This is a genomic window from Chitinophaga sp. (assembly GCF_035761305.1).
Taxonomy (GTDB): domain Bacteria; phylum Bacteroidota; class Bacteroidia; order Chitinophagales; family Chitinophagaceae; genus Chitinophaga.
The window spans coordinates 1-17,365 of the sequence record NZ_DASTRI010000217.1 but is presented as its reverse complement, the minus strand read 5'-3'; the positions used below and the strand labels follow the sequence as shown (position 1 = coordinate 17,365).

General features: G+C 52.4%; 12 protein-coding genes. 10 read left to right on the top strand and 2 right to left on the bottom strand.

Translation table 11 applies throughout. The features are described 5' to 3' along the window. Window positions 1-8: 8 nt before the first annotated feature. The 10 genes from VFS25_RS18210 (at window position 9) to VFS25_RS18165 (ending at window position 15,670) form a co-directional block, all read left to right on the top strand. On the top strand, window positions 9-2,870 hold the full coding sequence (locus tag VFS25_RS18210) for a hypothetical protein (protein ID WP_326463598.1): 2,862 nt from the start codon (window positions 9-11) through the stop codon (window positions 2,868-2,870). 234 nt (window positions 2,871-3,104) lie between these two features. Continuing rightward, window positions 3,105-5,615 carry a glycoside hydrolase family 20 zincin-like fold domain-containing protein gene (locus VFS25_RS18205; RefSeq protein WP_326463597.1) on the top strand — a complete coding sequence of 837 codons (2,511 nt, stop codon included), beginning with the start codon at window positions 3,105-3,107 and terminating at the stop codon, window positions 5,613-5,615. Beyond that, complete coding sequence (locus VFS25_RS18200; RefSeq protein WP_326463596.1) at window positions 5,602-6,855, top strand: glycoside hydrolase family 88 protein; 1,254 nt, start codon at window positions 5,602-5,604, stop codon at window positions 6,853-6,855. The genes VFS25_RS18205 and VFS25_RS18200 overlap by 14 nt, the downstream gene beginning before the upstream one ends. A gap of 40 nt (window positions 6,856-6,895) precedes the next feature. Then, window positions 6,896-9,739: a TonB-dependent receptor gene (locus VFS25_RS18195; RefSeq protein WP_326463595.1), complete on the top strand. Its 2,844-nt coding sequence runs from the start codon at window positions 6,896-6,898 to the stop codon at window positions 9,737-9,739. Between the two features lie 33 nt (window positions 9,740-9,772). Then, on the top strand, window positions 9,773-10,543 hold the full coding sequence (locus tag VFS25_RS18190) for a glucosamine-6-phosphate deaminase (protein WP_326463594.1): 771 nt from the start codon (window positions 9,773-9,775) through the stop codon (window positions 10,541-10,543). A 27-nt stretch (window positions 10,544-10,570) separates the two neighbouring features. Further along, window positions 10,571-11,470 carry a phytanoyl-CoA dioxygenase family protein gene (locus tag VFS25_RS18185; protein ID WP_326463593.1) on the top strand — a complete coding sequence of 300 codons (900 nt, stop codon included), beginning with the start codon at window positions 10,571-10,573 and terminating at the stop codon, window positions 11,468-11,470. Window positions 11,471-11,501: 31 nt separating this feature from the next. Next, window positions 11,502-12,329 (top strand): sugar phosphate isomerase/epimerase, encoded by an 828-nt coding sequence (locus VFS25_RS18180; protein ID WP_326463592.1) that lies wholly within the window; start codon window positions 11,502-11,504, stop codon window positions 12,327-12,329. Then, window positions 12,329-13,159: an N-acetylmuramic acid 6-phosphate etherase gene (gene murQ / locus VFS25_RS18175; RefSeq protein WP_326463591.1), complete on the top strand. Its 831-nt coding sequence runs from the start codon at window positions 12,329-12,331 to the stop codon at window positions 13,157-13,159. The genes VFS25_RS18180 and murQ overlap by 1 nt, the downstream gene beginning before the upstream one ends. Window positions 13,160-13,168: 9 nt before the next feature. Next, window positions 13,169-14,380, top strand: coding sequence for a sugar MFS transporter (locus VFS25_RS18170; protein ID WP_326463590.1), 1,212 nt, complete (start codon window positions 13,169-13,171; stop codon window positions 14,378-14,380). A 6-nt stretch (window positions 14,381-14,386) separates the two neighbouring features. Further along, window positions 14,387-15,670 (top strand): MFS transporter, encoded by a 1,284-nt coding sequence (locus VFS25_RS18165; protein ID WP_326463589.1) that lies wholly within the window; start codon window positions 14,387-14,389, stop codon window positions 15,668-15,670. A gap of 154 nt (window positions 15,671-15,824) precedes the next feature. On the opposite strand, the gene VFS25_RS18160 is transcribed toward VFS25_RS18165, so the two are convergent. Both VFS25_RS18160 and VFS25_RS18155 read right to left on the bottom strand, forming a co-directional pair. Further along, the gene (locus VFS25_RS18160) at window positions 15,825-16,577 is read right to left on the bottom strand and encodes an SDR family oxidoreductase (RefSeq protein ID WP_326463588.1); all 753 of its coding nucleotides are present in this window, start codon (window positions 16,575-16,577) and stop codon (window positions 15,825-15,827) included. A 97-nt stretch (window positions 16,578-16,674) separates the two neighbouring features. Further along, entirely contained in the window at window positions 16,675-17,259 is a 585-nt protein-coding gene (locus VFS25_RS18155) for a Crp/Fnr family transcriptional regulator (protein WP_326463587.1), read from the bottom strand. Window positions 17,260-17,365: the final 106 nt, after the last annotated feature.

The following is a 17,365-nucleotide window of genomic DNA, read 5'->3' as shown; positions in this document are numbered from 1 at the left end:
AATAACAATTGCGGTACATTTTCTTATACCTGGTAAGCACCTTACTGCTTTGCGCCTGCGGCCGCCGGCAGACCGGCTGCCTGTTTGATATGGGCAGCGCGCAGCATGCCGCAGCACAGGGCTATACGCGCGTAACACCGTTTATGCGTTACAGTGCGGCAGCAGGCTATGGCTGGCTGCACGCGCCTGCCGGTGCTTTTGATACGGTTAACCATAAGCTGTACAATCCCGCATTCCAAAGCGGGGTGTGGGCAAAGGATAGTATGGTGTACCAGGTAAACCTGCCCAACGGCGATTATTTTATGACCGCAAGCCTGGGCTGTAAAGACTCCGTAGACCTGGCAATGACCCTAGCGGTGGATCATACGTCTTTGCCAGACACCATCCGCACACCGTTTTACCGGCTGCCTTACCGCACGTTGCGGAGGAAAATAACGGTGCATGGAGGAAAGGTAATTGTAAGCATAACAGGGCAGGGCACACCTGTTGGATTATACGCCCTGGAATTTCATCCGTATACCCGTAGTCGTGATATAGATACGGCTACACCGCTCGAAGAAGATACCGCCGCTGTAAAAAGCTGGCTGCAGCAAGCCATGCGGCAGCTGGAAAAAGACAGCGGCAACATAGCATTGCGCAACCAAATCGGTATGGTGCGCAAGTACCTGCTGGCCTGCTATTATTTTGATGGCGGCGGCTGGTCATGGGCGGTAAAGCAAACAGGCCTTAGCCTTATATACCGCATGTATGCGGCTGCCGACCTGCTGGAGCAGGTAATAGCCGATCCGGGTGATCCGCTGTACGACCGTGCATGCTACCTGCTGGCGCGCACCTATTACTGGCTGGACCAGGAGGATGATAACGCCTGGCAGCAGGCGATGGCCCGGCAGCTGTTTGAACAGCTGCAGCACAAATACCCGGGTAACAGCCTGCTTAAAATGTACCTGGGGCAGCAGGTGGCAGATACCTGCACCTTTGCGGCCGCCCCGCCCAATGCGCCGTTATGGGCAGTGTACCAGCGGGAGGTATTAGGCCGTTTGCTGAAGGTGGTGCACTGGTGGGTAACCGTAAAACAGGCGCCCGATGGTGAGCTGGGCGGAAAATACGGGGATGATGTGGAAATGCTGCGCTGGTGGCTGCCTGTAGTGCTGGGCGCCGATGACAGCCTGGCCCGCGTAGGCTATACCCGCCTGGCAAACGGGGTGTGGAACAGCGGCCAGCTGGAACGCGGCTTTTCAAAAAGGATAGATGATGTGGAGCATGCCGCAGAGCTGTTCAGGGACACGCATCCCGGCATGTTCCTGCTGCAATATGGCAACCCTGAGTATGTGGAAAGATGTTTGACCAGCATGCAAAATTTCCGCGATGTATGGACCGGCATTACCACGCTTGGGCACCGGCATTTCCGTTCTTACTACTTATCTGCAACAGCCGTATCGGCATACCGGCCCTATAATGTGGATGTAGCCATGAATGCAAGGGCGCTGCTGCCCGGCTTATGGGCAGCCTGGTATAGCCGTAACCCTGAATTACTGCATTTACTAGGGGAATGGGGACAGGCATGGATAGCCGATGCCAACAGGGCCGCCAATGGCAAGCCGGCGGGAGTGCTCCCGTCGGCGGTGGCCTTTGACGGTGACAGCATTGGCGGCCATGCCGCACACTGGTATGATCCGCAGCTTACTTACACATATTACAACTGGGATCACCTGGGGCACGTGAATGAGCTGCAATACCTGTTAACGGGCATGTACGCGCTTACGCAAAACCCGCTTTACCTGCAAACAGTTAATTTCAATGCATCGCTTATGCAGCAGCCCTTGCAGCAGCAGGCCGCAGCAGTACCAGGTTCCCTTGCCTGGGTGCAGCAGCAGCTGCGCAGCGGCGGCTCGGACCATGCAAGCGGCGTTAACCCCATGGGTAAGCTGTTTGCCATGGCAAAGCAATTAAGCAACAGCAGCCGGTATGATGCCCTGGTAGAAAAATACGGACAAGCGTATAACCGGTACACGTTATCGCATGACAATCGAATACTGGAGCAGGGATTGCAGCAAATGCTCAATGGGCTCCGCTACAATTTCCCGCTGCTTACCAGCGAAGTAAAGTTTACTGACCGTGTGTACATACCTGGCAACAGCTTATTGGCCGGCATGTACATGGGCCACTTTGGCGCAGGGTATGAATACCCGTCGTTACTGGCCTCCTGGAAAAATACCGGCAGGGAAGTGGCGGTACTGGTGCGCGGCGGCAATCACCATGCATTGCAGGCCACCCTGTACAATTTCGGGCAGCAGCGCAACGTGCAAATGCGTGCTTGGCAGCTGGAGCCCGGCATATACCAGGTAAGCACAGGGCTTAATAAACAAGATGATGACAGCATACATACCGTATTAACAACAGATACCATTACTGTTACCGAACGTGTAAAGGACATCGTACTCACGTTGCCTGCCCGGCAAACAGTTTTAATTGCAGTAAAACAGCTGCGCGCATATCACAGCATACCGCAGCAGCTGCCGGATGTAGCGCTTACGGCAAAAGATATTGCTATACAGGCAGGTGAAAAAGCTGATAGCTACGTGGTACGGGTAAGCCTTCATAACATCGGTAATACAGCAGCAAAAAATGTGAATGTATATCTTAACGTGCAGCTGCAGAACGGCGGCGTATTGAAAGATAGTATAACTGCGCCGTTGCTGGAAGCGCCCAATGATCTGCAGCCGCGCATAAAGAAAGTGGTAATACCCGTAAAATTTCCTGCTGGCAGGCATTTCGTGAAGGTGTCAGCGGCTTGCCGGCAACAGGAAATTACACAGCTGAATAACACAACAGGCATATATTTTCAGGCAGGAAATAACACGAAAGAATAATCTTTTATAATTTTTAATAATTTCCGGGTACGTTACCGAAAAATTGTTTTATATTAGAGTGAGAGAGTTTTAAAGGAAGTTTTTCTCTTTTTTTGATCCGGAGTATTCCAATAGATTGGGGGGACATTTTTTATTTATTTACCGGAAAAGGAACCAGATACCTAAGTCAGCGAAGTAAATTTTTTTAGGACATAGATGATGACTGTTTATAGAAAGATATTTCTATTAATGGCTATGCTATTGCATATAGCGTACGCCGTCGCCGCCGTATTACCTGTAATGCCTTACCCGCGGCAGGTAAGCACCGGGCAGGAAGCCGTAACATTTCCCATGCAGCTGCAGTGGCAAAGCAAAGGACCGGATTACCAAATGCAGGCCCGCCTGGCCGCACACTGGCGGCTATTTACCGCCAGTGTTAAAACCGGCGCACAACCGGCAGCGGTTGTTACGTTCATACTGTTAGGGAAGAACAAACCGGCAGCTGCCCTGGTAAAACAATATGCAGGCAGCAGCATCGACAGCATCGGGCAGGAAGGTTATGTGCTGGTGGTAAATAACAAGGAACGATTTATTGCCGCAAATACAGAAACCGGCTTGTTCTACGGTTTGCAAACGCTAAAGCAGCTTACCCGCAATAGCTGGCATACTGATATTAACATTGTTGACTGGCCTGCATACAGTTGCCGCGTAATATTTGACGACATCAGCCGCGGTCCTATATCTACAGTCGCATATATCAAAGAGCAGATTACAAGAATGGCGGAGCTGAAGATCAACTATCTCTCCTTTTATATAGAGCATGTGGTGCAGCCGCTTTCGCATCCCGACTTTGCGCCGCGCGATGGAAAGCTTACCATTGCACAGATACGGGAGCTGAGCGCTTATGCCGCCACCTATCATATGCAGCTTATTGGCAGCTTCCAGTCGTTCGGGCATTTTGAAAAAATACTGGCATTGCCGCAATACCGTTCCATGGGAGAAAGCAGCAGCCTTATATCGCCGCTGGACCCTAAGGCACGGAAGTTCCTGGCAGATGTGATAGGAGAGCTGTGCGGCGCCTTTAGCGCGCCTTGGTTCAATGTGAACTGCGATGAAACATTCGGCCTGGGAAAAGGCCGCTCTAAAAACTATGTGGATAGTGTGGGTGTGGCTAAGTTTTATGCAGATCATTTAAACTTCTTATACAATGTGGTAAAGCAGCACGGCAAGCAAATGATGATGTGGGGCGATATTGCGCTGCAGCATGAAGCCGTGCTGGATATGCTGCCAAAGGATGTGATTTACCTGACCTGGGAGTACGGCGACCAGCCGGATTACGACGCCTGGATAAAACCCTTTGCCAAACGCGGGCTGCAGTTTATGGTATGCGGCGGCATTCTCAACTCATACCGCATGTTCCCGGATATGGCCATGGCCAAAGCCAATATCAATGGCTTTTTTAGGCAGGGTAAGGCAGACGGCGCTACCGGCGCTTTCACCACTATCTGGGACGATGGTGGCGCCTACCTTTTTGATGCAGACTGGTACGGCGTATATACTGCCGCCGAAAAAAGCTGGAACCTGGCCACTGCGCCTGATGGCACCTTTGACCAGCGTTATGAAACCTGCGCCTATCAAACCGGCAACGGCCGTTATGTAAAAGCCCTGAACGCACTGATGCAGCTGCGCGCATTGCCGCTTACTTATAACCTGAACGACCAGCTATGGCACCAGCGGATATTACCGGACAGTGGTAAAAAGCTGATCCTGAACAATACATCAGCCATTGAAGCCCTGGCCCTGGTTGAGCAGGCTGCGGATGACATTGCCGCAGCAAGGCCGCGCAGCTATGCGGAAGATATAGCCGCGCTGCAGTTTGCCATACGCCAGTATAAGCTGATGCTCAACACCCGCCTGCTGATAGCCGGCATGGTAAAACAATATGCTGATGCGGCTGCGCTAATGCCGTCCGGTACGCAGCAGGCTATTGCGCAAATACTGGCCTGTGCCGATACGCTGCATGCCCTGAACATGCGTTACCAGGCCGCTGCTGCGTGGTTTAAAAAAGCATGGCTGCAGGAAAACCAGCCTTACTGGCTAAACGTGGTGCTGCAGCCCTACCAGGAAAAATGCGTTGCCCTGGCACAGCTGGAGCACCAGCTGCGGCAGGCCGCAGCGCAGCATAAGCTGCCGCCCGTTACCGCAACACGCCTGAACATTATGGTTACAGACCGCAGCTATTTTAAGAACTGGATGCTGTGCGGCCCGTTACCGGTAAAAAACTACGGTGATATACCGGGCTTTTTGTATGCGCCGCAAAAGGAAGATAACGTACCGCCGTCGCCCGGCGATTTCATACACTACCAAAACAAAATTTACCGCTGGCAGAAGTTTCCTTCTGACAATGGCGGCATTATAGACCTGGATGAAAAATATCACTATAAAGGCGGCGCTGCCATAACCTATGCCTATTGCCAGGTAAAAACAGACAGCGCCGCCATGGTGAACGCTTTCTTGGATGCCGCCACCAATACAGTGCTGTACTGCAACGGTGTACTTTGCACCAGTGCCGCAAACAGCAGGCAGGGGGAACAGCGTATTGCCCTGCCGCTGAAAGCAGGCGTAAACCAAGTGCTTATAAAAACAGTGAACGCCCCGCAGGCTCCCTGGCATTTTACCTTTCGCCTGCAGGATGATATAACCGTCACCAATCATAAACATAAATACCAACTGAATGCTAAAAGCACCAAATATGAAGTGGATTAATAAAACGGTATTTACTGCTTTTACAGCCGGTACATTACTGGGTACACAACAAGCCGGCGCGCAATTAAAGAAAGCGGAAATTATTACTGCTATTAATGAAACCGCAGGCTATGTGTCCAATGTGCTGCTGGATGAAGAGGGGAAGTCGCGCTGCGATTATAACCTTACCGAAGGCAAGTGGTACCCTTACGAAGTACCCTGGCATACGGGACAGGCCGTGTACGCGCTGCTGGAGGCCTATAAGGTTACCAACAATCCCGCTTACCTGGATGCCGCCAAAAAAGGAGGCAACTACTGGATAAGCCTGGAAATAAAAGACGATCCTAAGATGAAGGGCATGGTAAAGGCAGTGCATGGTGATGTGCTGGGCCCCGACTTTGTGGTGTTTGCTACGGTATCAGACGGTACGCCGGGTATTTATGAGCTGTCGAGAGTAACCAAAGATCCCAGGTACGCGCAGGTAGCCACCAATGCCGCCAAATGGATGATGGCTAACATGTACGACCGGGATAAAGGCGTTTGCTACGATAACCTGAATATAAAAACAGGCGAAGTGCTGAAGGAGTACAGCCCTTTCTGGAAACAAAAGGCCATGAAAGACCAGGAGCTGTATGATGTGTCAAGACCCAATACAGAAGGTTCGTTATTTAAAGACGCTTATGAATTTTCGGGGGACACCGCTTTCCGCAATGCCTTCATTAACCTGTGCAACAGCCTGCTGAAGCTGCAGGGGCCTGAAGGCGTGTGGATGCGGTTTATGCCCAATTCTGCGGAAGAGCATTCATTTCATCCGCGTTTTTCATTATGGTATGCAGAGTCGCTTATAGAAGCTTACAAGCTTACGCACGATAAAAAGTACCTGGAAGGCGCTGCCCGTACCGCGCGCACGTTTGCAAAAGCGCAAAAGAAAGACGGCACCATCTGGTACGATAACTATACCAACGGGCGCGCGCCGGACAAAGGCTCTGCTACCGGCTCTGCGGCCGCGCTGGCGGGCATTGTATGGATAGCATTGTCCGAGAACGGGTATAAGGAGTTTGATAAGAACATTGAAAAATCAGCGCAATGGCTTATCCTTAACCGTTATGCGCAGGACCACCCGGACCCCAACCTGCGGGGCGCGGTGCTGGAAACCCGCACACGGTCCAAGAAAGGGAAAATATGGCTTACCAACCGGGACATAGGAACCTCCTTTGCTGTAAGGTTCCTTACAGATTACCTGCATTTTAAGTATAAGTAACAAAACCACCACTCATTTATCAATCAAAAAATTCTGCGAAATGAAACAACGTATTCATCACATGCTGTTGCCGGTATTTTTACTGGCGCTGCTGGTTTGCGGCGTGAACAACGCATCAGCGCAGCAAACGCTTGGCAATATCAAAGGCCAGATCACCGATACCGAAGGGAATGCGTTGCCCGGCGCTTCTGTACAGATAAAAGGCACTAACCGGGGCGCAGCTACCAGCACATCCGGCAACTTTGAGCTGCAGGGCGTAAAGGCCGGCAGCTATACGCTGGTTATTAACTACATGGGCTACAAGTCACAGGAAGTAGCAGTAGAAGTAACCGGCGGCAAAACCACGGTAAAAGACCTGAAAATGTCGTCCAATGCCAGGGACCTGTCTACAGTAACCGTATCAAGCGTACTGGAAGGACAGCAGAAAGCCCTGAACCAGCAAAGGAATGCCGATAACATCAAACAGGTGGTATCTGCCGATGTAATGGGCCGCTTTCCCGATCTGAACGTAGCAGAGTCTATGCAGCGCCTTCCCGGCGTTACCATTGGCCGCAACAGCAGCGGCGAAGGCTCTACCGTGCAGTTGAGAGGCACTCCCGGCAACTTTACCAACATCAATGTAAATGGCGAACAGATCATGGGCACCGGCGAGAACGGCGAACGCAACGCCACGCTCGACCTTATACCTGTAAACGTATTATCCTCCATGGAAGTAGTGAAAACCCTTACGCCCGACCTGGACGGCGACGCCATTGCCGGCGCCATTAACATGAAATCGCCCACCGCCACCTCCATGCATACCAAGCTGGCGCTGGATGCCGGTTTGGGATATAATGGCCTGCGGAAAAAATCCAACGGCATCGGCAACCTGTCCGTAGGCAAACGCTTCTTCCAGGATGCGTCCAACCCTAACGGGCGTTTGGGCGTAATACTCACCGGCAGCTATTACCGTACTACCAACGGCTATGATGAAGTGAATGCGCAGGTATGGCAGCAGAATGATTTTGAAGACGGCAAAGGCGCTATTTACTTCCCTACGGATGTGCGTTACCTGTACGTGGAAAACCAGCGTACCCGCAAAGGCGCATCCGCTACCATTGATTATAATTTCAGCCCGGTAACCAGCATTGTGGCCAACATTATGTACAGCGACCGTGATAATGAGCTTACCCGTTACCGCAAACGTACGCGCATGCAGCTCAAGAACACCACGGTGGATGATGACGGCGAGTACATTACCACCAAAGGCCGTTCCTACAATGAGGTAAAGGCCGGTACGGAAGACAACATGAACATCAACTACAACCTGCAGGGCGAAACACAGATAGGCCGCGTAAAGCTGGATGCAGGCGTGTTTTACAGCAACTCGAAGTATAAGAACAGGGCCAATACCTTTAATTTCATCACCGGCAATATCCCGCTTACCATCCGCGATATTTCCAGCGATTACCTGATGGCCACCGGTACCGACTGGCGCAACGACGCATCGCTGTTCACCTACAACACGGTTGAAAGGGATTACTGGAATACCGAAGGCAACAACTTTGTTGCCAAGCTGAATGCGCAAATCCCTTATAAGATAGGCAACAACGCCGCCATGTTCAAAGCAGGCGTAAAAATAAAACGCATGCACAACCAGCGTTACAAACTGCCCAATACTATTGTAAGCAATTTCTCCGGTGACAAGGCCGCGGGCAACCTGGCTAATTTCTCGGGGCTTAGCCAGGTAGATGATCACCTGCTGGATGGCAACATGAATTTTGGCCTTGGGGTAGACCGGGATAAGACCATTAATTTCTTCGATGAGAATGAGGGCCTGGATAACGGCATTTTTACACAGGATGCTTCCGGTACCCGTATCAGCCAGGATGCCTATTATTATGACGCCGTGGAAACCGTTACTGCCGGCTATCTTATGAACCGCATACAGTTCAACCGGTTAATGCTGCTGGGCGGTTTGCGCGTGGAAAGAACATCCGTTGACTATAAGGGCAATATTATTACCCAGGATGAGGATGAGCTGTGGAAATCCACTTCGCTTACAGAAAAGAAGAACAGCTATACCCGCTTTTTGCCCAACATACAGGCCAAGTATGATCTTACCAAATCATCCCTTATCCGCGGCGGCTTAACATTCGGTTATTCGCGTCCGAACTTTGTGGACCTGGTGCCTGGCCGCATCGTGAACATACTGAGCGAAACCATCACAGACGGCAACCCCGAGCTGAAGCCCGCCTTCTCCACCAATCTTGACCTGATGGCCGAAAAATACCTGTCCAACCTGGGCATACTGTCAGCAGGCGTGTTTTATAAGAAGATAGACAAGTTCCAGTATAACAGCGTAACCACGCTAACAGGTAATGAGTTTGACGGCGCCGACCAGTATGCCAACTGGCGCTACTACCAGATACTGAACGGCAATACCGCCAACGTGTACGGGCTGGAGCTGAATGCGCAGGCCAACCTCACTTTCCTGCCCGGCTTCCTGAAAGGGTTTACAGTATTTGCCAACTATACCTACAGCCACTCCAATGCCGACGCCCAGTTCCGTAAGGACCTGCGCCTGCCCGGCCAGGCTACGCACACCGCCAACGCCTCCCTGGCTTATTCCCTGAAAGGCTTTACCATACAGGGCAACCTTAACTATAACGGCTCCTACATAGTAAGCCTGGGCGAAGATGCGGAAACAGATGTGATCCGCGACGCCCGCACGCAGATAGACGCCAATGCCTCTTACCAGCTGAATAAATGGTTTACCATATATGTTGAAGCGCAAAACCTCACCAATGCGCCGCAGCGGGCCTACTTCGGGCAAAAGTCACGCATATACGAAAAACAGTTCTATTCCTACTGGGGACGCGCAGGGGTAAAATTCAGGCTATAATACCATTAAGACAAAACAATACAATATACAGCAATGACAGAGTTATTAGCAGAGCAGTTAAAAGTACAGATTTACAAGGATAGGACAACCCTGGGAAGGGCAGCAGCCGTAATGGCGGCTGCCCGCATCCGGGAGCTGCTGCAGGAGCAGGAGATAGTGAACATCATTTTTGCCGCTGCCGCCTCACAGAACGAGTTCCTGGAAGCGCTGGTGCAGCAGGATGTAAACTGGCAGCGCATACAGGCTTTTCACATGGATGAATACACTACCTTGCCGGAAAACGACAGCCGCCTGTTTGGCGTATTCCTGAAAGAACGGATATTTGGGAAGGTGCCTTTCGGGCAGGTGTACTATATTAACGGGCAGGCTGCAGACAGGGCGGCGGAGTGTGAACGGTATGCCCAGCTGCTGCGCAAATACCCGGTAGATATAACATGCATGGGCATAGGAGAGAACAGCCACCTGGCCTTTAACGATCCGCATGTAGCGGATTTTAACGATGCCAGGCTGGTAAAAATAGTAGACCTGGACGAAGCCTGTAAGCAGCAGCAGGTAAATGAAGGCTGTTTTGAAAATACAGCCCAGGTGCCGGTAGATGCGTTTACCCTTACCATACCGGCTTTGCTGAAAGCGCGCTATATTTTTTGCATGGTGCCCGGCGCCGCCAAGGCGGCAGCGGTGCAGCACACCCTGCAGGATGAGATAACAGAGCAGCACCCGTCCACCATACTCAGAACGCATCCTAACGCGGTGCTGTTCCTGGACCGGGAAAGCGCGCAAAGGATAGCGCCGGAAGATGATTGACAGCAGGAACCTTAAAAAACCATTCATATGAAACAGTTAGTAGTTGAAGACCTGTCAGCGCACCACCAGCTGGTAGGCGACTTTTTCAAATGGCCCCGCAATGCGGCCGAATGGGAGCAGTACCGCCTTTCCGGTGAACAGGTGGCGCATTTTAATGAATATGGATTTGTAAGCGGTATAAAGCTGCTGGAGGAGTGGCAGGTTGACCGCCTGAATGAAGAGCTGGCGGAGATCACCGATCCGGCGCATCCCGGCAACCCGCTTTTTTACCAGTTTGCATCAAATGAGTCGGCCGATATTAATACGGTGCTGTTTCACGCATTGGGCGCCTGGCGTATTACCAAAGGGTTTCATGATATTTTGTGGAACCCCGCCTTTGTAATGGCTGCCAGCCAACTGTTAGGCAACAAGGCGGTCCGCTTCTGGCACGATCAGCTGTTTTGCAAACCCGCCCGGCATGGTGGTGTGGTAGCCTGGCACCAGGATTATTCCTACTGGACCCGTACCGCGCCGCTGCAGCACCTTACCTGTTGGGTAGGGCTGGACGACGCCACCACGGAAAACGGGTGCCTGTATTATGTGCCATACAGCCAGCACTGGGGGCTGCTGGATAAGCCCGAACTGGCGGGCGATATGGAAGGCGTGCTGGATTACCTTACACCGGAACAGAAAGCAGGGTTTAAACCTGTACCCATTGAGCTCAAAAAAGGCTATGCTGCTTTTCACCACCCGCTGCTGGTGCACGGTTCTTACGAAAACCGGTCGGAACGCTCCCGGCGGGCCTTTGTGCTGAACGTGTTTGCAGAAGGCACACTGTCTAACTCAGACAATGAGCTGCTGCCGAATACACCCGGCATACCCAAAGGGCATAAAATGGAAGGGCAGTTTTACCCGCTGCTGTTTGATCCCGCAGCAGCCGTTGAATAAACAAACTAACAGGAATGGTTAAACGGTTTTAATGAAAGTATTATTTTTTTGTCCCCGCTGGGGAATGGCCCATGTGCCCTGGCCTGCATTTGCCCAACAGGTAAAAGCGGCCGGGTATGATGGCGTGGAAACAGATGTGCCGGCAAACGAACAGGAACGGAATGTAATGCTGGAAGCCCTGGCCGCCAGCGGGCTGCTGCTTATAGCCCAGCACTGGGAAACCGTAACGCCCGACTTTGATGCGCACCTGGCGGCATATACGGAAAGGCTGAAACGCATGGCCGCTGTATCACCGCTGTGCATAAACGCACAAACCGGCCGCGACTTTTTTACCATGGAGCAGAACCTGCAGCTGATAGCAGCCGCAGATGCTATATCCGCAGCCACAGGCATACCGGTGTACCACGAAACGCACCGCGGTAAATTCAGCTTTGCAGCCCACATTACTGCTGCTTACCTGCAGGAGGTGCGCGGGCTGCACCTTACGCTGGACCTTTCGCACTGGGTAGCGGTGGCGGAAAGCCTTTTGGAGGAGCAGCTGGCTGCCGTATCGCTGGCGGTTACACGCACCCGTCATATCCATGCCAGGGTAGGGCATACACAGGGGCCGCAGGTAAGCGACCCGCGCGCGCCTGAATGGCAGGATGCTTTGCACCTGCACCTGACCTGCTGGGATGAGGTGTACCGGGTAAATAAGCGGGCCGGCGCGCAGCAATTAACGGTAACGTCTGAATTTGGGCCGCCACCCTACATGCCCCTGCTGCCTTATACCCGGCAGCCGGTAGCAGACCAGTGGGAAATAAACTGCTACATGCGCTCATTGTTGAACAGCCGCTATAACCTTAACCCGTTCCAGTAATGCAAACCACACCGCAACAAACACCGGAAAGCAGGATCACCGAAGCACCTTCGCCTTACCGGCATATAGAGCAGATGTCTGCCGCAGAAATTGTACAGCATATTAACGAAGAAGACCACAAGGTAGCGCCGGCGGTAAAAGCCGTGCTGCCGGCCGTAACCGCGCTTATTGAAGCGGCATCGCCGCTGCTGGCGGCAGGCGGCCGCCTGTTTTATCTGGGCGCCGGCACCAGCGGGCGCCTGGGCGTGCTGGACGCCAGCGAATGCCCGCCTACCTATGGCGTAGATGCCGGTATCGTTAACGGGCTGATGGCCGGGGGCGACGCCGCGCTGCGCTTTGGGATAGAGGATGCGGAAGACAGCTATGAAACCGGCTGGCACGACCTGCAGCAATACCATGTGCAGCCCGGCGATTTTGTGACAGGCATTGCAGCCAGCGGCACTACGCCGTATGTTGTTGGCGCCCTGCGCGAATGCCGTAAGCATAACATTGCCACCGGCTGTATTGTGTGCAATCCCGGGTCACCGGTAGCAGCCCATGCAGATTATCCCATAGAAGTGATCACCGGGCCGGAATTTATTACCGGCAGCACCCGCATGAAAAGCGGCACTGCCCAGAAAATGATCCTGAACATGATTTCCACCGCGCTGATGATACGCCTGGGCCGTGTGTATGATAACCGCATGGTGTACATGCAGATCACTAACCGCAAGCTTACGGACCGCGGCGTTCGCATGCTGATGGAAGCAGCCGGTATCAGCGATTATGAAAAGGCCCGGGCGCTGCTGCTGGAGCATGGCAGCGTGCAGGCCGCATTAAACAATTTATAAACCGGCAGTATGGCAATAACAATCATCGGCATTTTCTTTTTCATTTTCGGCTTTATCAGCTGGATAAACGGCACCCTTATTCCTTACCTGAAAATAGCCTGTGAGCTGCAGGAGTGGCAGGCCTACCTGGTTACTTTCGCCTTTTACATTTCCTATACGATAATGGCCATGCCGGCCAGCCGCCTGCTGCAAAGAACCGGTATGATCCTGGGCATGAGCGCTGGCCTGTATATAATGGCCGGGGGCTGCGCGCTGTTCATACCGGCCGCGCTTACCCGTAGCTACGGCCTTTTCCTGTCGGGCCTTTTCCTTACCGGCGGCGGGCTAACCCTGCTGCAAACCGCCGTTAACCCTTATGTTACCTTACTGGGGCCAGCCAATAGCGCCGCGCGCCGTATCAGCATCATGGGCATCTGCAATAAGGTGGCCGGCATACTGGCCCCGTTGATAATGGGCAGCATCATACTGAAAAATTCCGGTGGTCTTACCAGCCAACTGGCGCAAATGACAGCCATGCAAAGAAAGCTGCGGCTGGATGAGCTGGCACATGATGTAATACTGCCTTATTGCGTGCTAACAGCCATACTGGTGCTGGTAGCTGTGCTGCTGCGTTTTGCCCGTTTGCCGGATATTAAGCCCGCTGCGCCTGCTGCAGGAGATACAGCGCCCGCTACCGGCGGTGCGCGCTTTCTGCCGGGTTTTACCGCCATCTTTTTTGCAGTAGGCGCAGAGGTGCTGGCCGGCGACACCATCGGCAACTACGGTTTGTACCACGGTATTGACCTGGATGTTGCCAAAAACTTTACCTCCTATGCGCTGTTTTGCATGATGGTAGGATATGTGGCCGGCGTATGGGCCATACCGCGCTATGTATCACAGCAGAAAGCTTTTTATGCTTCGGCCTGGCTGGGGTTGATACTAACGGCAGCGGTTATACTGCTACCGGCAAAGGCCTCCATCAGCTGTGTAGCGCTGCTGGGACTGGCCAATGCCATGCTGTGGCCCGCCATATGGCCGCAGGCGCTGAAGGGGCTCGAAGGCAAGGCCCTGGCCCGCGGCTCCGCAGTGCTTATTATGGGCATTGCCGGCGGCGCGCTCATGCCATTGCTGTATGGCTGGCTTGCAACAGCCATCCACAATCAATACGCTTACTGTATATTAATACCGGCATACCTGTTCCTGCTGGGTTACAGCCATGCAGGAATAAAACAAGCTAAATAACGTTCCATGACCAACAAACCAGGACATTACCGGTGGGCCATTTGCAGCCTGTTGTTTTTTGCTACTACCATCAATTATCTCGACAGGCAGGTGGTAGGCTACCTGAAACCTATACTGGAAAAACAGTTCAGCTGGACGGAAACCGACTACAGCCACATTGTAATGGCCTTTACCGCCGCATATGCCCTGGGATTGCTGCTGTTTGGCCGCATTATCGATAAGCTGGGGAGCAAGCTTGGATATACTGTTTCCATAGCTATATGGAGCATTGCCGCTATGCTGCATGCCGTGGTAAGAACCACCCTGGGTTTTGGCATCGTAAGGGCCACCCTGGGGCTGGGCGAGTCCGGCAACTTTCCTTCCGCCATTAAAACCGTTGTTGAATGGTTCCCTAAAAAAGAACGGGCGCTGGCTACCGGCTTCTTTGACTCCGGCGCCAATATCGGCGCCGTGCTGGCGCCCGTGGTAATACCATGGCTGCTGGGTATTTACGGCTGGCAGGCAGCTTTTATGATCACCGGCGGACTTGGTATCCTGTGGCTGGTTGCCTGGCTGTATATGTACAATGTGCCGCATAAGCATAAAAAGCTGTCGGCCATGGAGCTGGCTTACATTAAAAGCGACGCCGGACAGCCCGAAGCAGCAGGGCAGCCTGCTGTTTCCTGGTTTAAGCTGTTTGGCTTAAAGCAAACGTGGGCCTTTATCATCGGTAAGTTCTTTACAGATCCTATCTGGTACTTTTTCATGTACTGGCTGCCTTCTTATTTTTCCAGCGCCTTTCACCTGGATCTGAAAAAGCCAACGCCCCCGCTGATCATTATTTACACCGCTGCCACATTAGGCGCATTGGGAGGCGGGTACCTTTCCTCCACGCTTATAAAAAAAGGATGGGCCGTGTATAAAGCGCGCAAATGTGCGCTGCTGGTATCTGCGCTTACAGTGCTGCCTATTTTTGCATCGCGCTACACACAGGATATTTGGGTGGTAGTGGGCCTTATCAGCCTTTCCATTGCAGGCAATGCGGCATGGAGCGCAAACATCTATACCATTGTATCTGATATGCTGCCCGGTAAAGCCGTAAGTTCGGTGGTGGGCATCGGCGGCATGGCGGGCGCTGTGGGCGGCGTGCTTTTCCCTATTGGCATAGGCGCTGTGCTGGACCATTACAAGGCCCTGCATAATATTACCGCCGGGTACAACATCATCTTTATTTTCTGCAGTCTTTCATTCCTGCTGGCATGGCTGCTCATTCACCTGTTAACGCCTAAAATGGAGCCGGTGGATTTTTGAAAAAGTACTGGCGTATGCAACAACGGCAAGGGCATATGAAAGGCCGCTCCTTAAAAGGGCGGCCTTTTTTGCAGCATGTTGATAGTATTGTAACGTACGCCCGCAGCATTGCCGGAGAACGGCGCCGCGTTAAGATGGTGAACACAATATGTGCTTACAGGGAACGCAACCCTCCGTCTACCAGCAGCTCTGCGCCAATCATATACGCCGATTCGTCGCTGGCCAGGTAAAGCGCTGCCGCGGCTATTTCACTGGCATCGGCAATTCTTTTGGCCGGTGTAAATGCGGCCATGTTGCCGGCCATGGCTTTGGCTTCCTCCCTGCTGCCCGCTACTGTTTCAAAAACAGGGGTATCTACCGGGCCGGGGGTAAGGGCGTTTACACGTATCTTCCTGTCGAGCAGCTCTGCTGAAAAGCTGCGGGCCAGCGAGCGCACTGCTGCCTTGGAAGCCGCATAGGCTGCATGGTTAGGCACGCCTTTTTCATTTACGGTAGAGGAGATGAGTATAACAGACGCGCCGTTGTTCAGGTAAGGCAGCGCCTTTTGTACGGTGAAGAAAGCGCCTTTGAAATTAATGTCGCTTACCTTATCAAACATCGCTTCCGTAAAACCTGTTAAAGGGCCTAAAACATAAACGGCTGCATTGACTACCAGTATATCAATCCTGCCCAGTTGCTCCTGCACGGTAGTATATAAGCGGTCCAGGTCAGGAAGGCTCGCCACATCGCCGGGTATGCCAATAGCCTGATCGCCAATGGCAGCTGCTGCGGCCTGCAGGTTGGCCTGGTTACGGCCGGTAATGGCCACCCTGGCGCCTTCTGCTGCAAACAATTTTGCCATGGCTAACCCAATGCCGCTGCTGCCGCCTGTTACTACGGCTACTTTGTTCTTCAATTTTGCTGACATATACTTTGTGTTTTTTTATACCACAAAGTTGCGGCACGTCATCCGCCTGAAAAATGAACCAGTTTACAAAAAATGGTTGAACCAGTTCATCTTTTTACTACACTTTATTATTACGTATTTTGGAAAGAAAGGCGGTGGTCATGCCCAGGTAAGAGGCCAGGGCATACTGTGGCAGGCGGTTCACCACGTTGGGGTAGCGCGCCGCAAATTCATTATACCGTTCCTTGGCCGATTGGGTAAGGGAAGAGATGATCCGGCGCTGCTGGAAAGCCGCTGCCCGTTCGGCCATTATCCTGAAAAGGGTTTCAAATTTATGGCTGGCTGCTTTCATCCGGCTTTCGCTCTCAAAATCTATCTGTAAAATAGTGCTGTCTTCAATAGCCGTTACAAACATAGTGGCCGGCTGCTGGTATATATAGCTATTGTAGTCGGAGATCCACCAGTCTTCCACGGCAAACTGTATGGTATGGTCTTCTCCCTCCTCATTCACCACATAAGCGCGCAGCGCGCCCTTTACCACGTAGCTGCGGTACTTGGCCACATACTCCGGCTGAATAATGAACTGCCTGCGCTTTACTTTCTTTAGCCTGAACACGGAAAGCAGGGTGGTGCATTCATCATCCGTTAAAGGCACCCTGGATTGCAGGTGCTGTTTTAAAACATCGTATGGATCGGTGCTCATGCGTATTGCGGTAAAATCATGCGCCGGCGCCTGTTTTCTTTTGCACCGGTTGCTTAAATTAGTGGAAAATTACGCATTATAATTATTACGGGATGAAAATACAAAC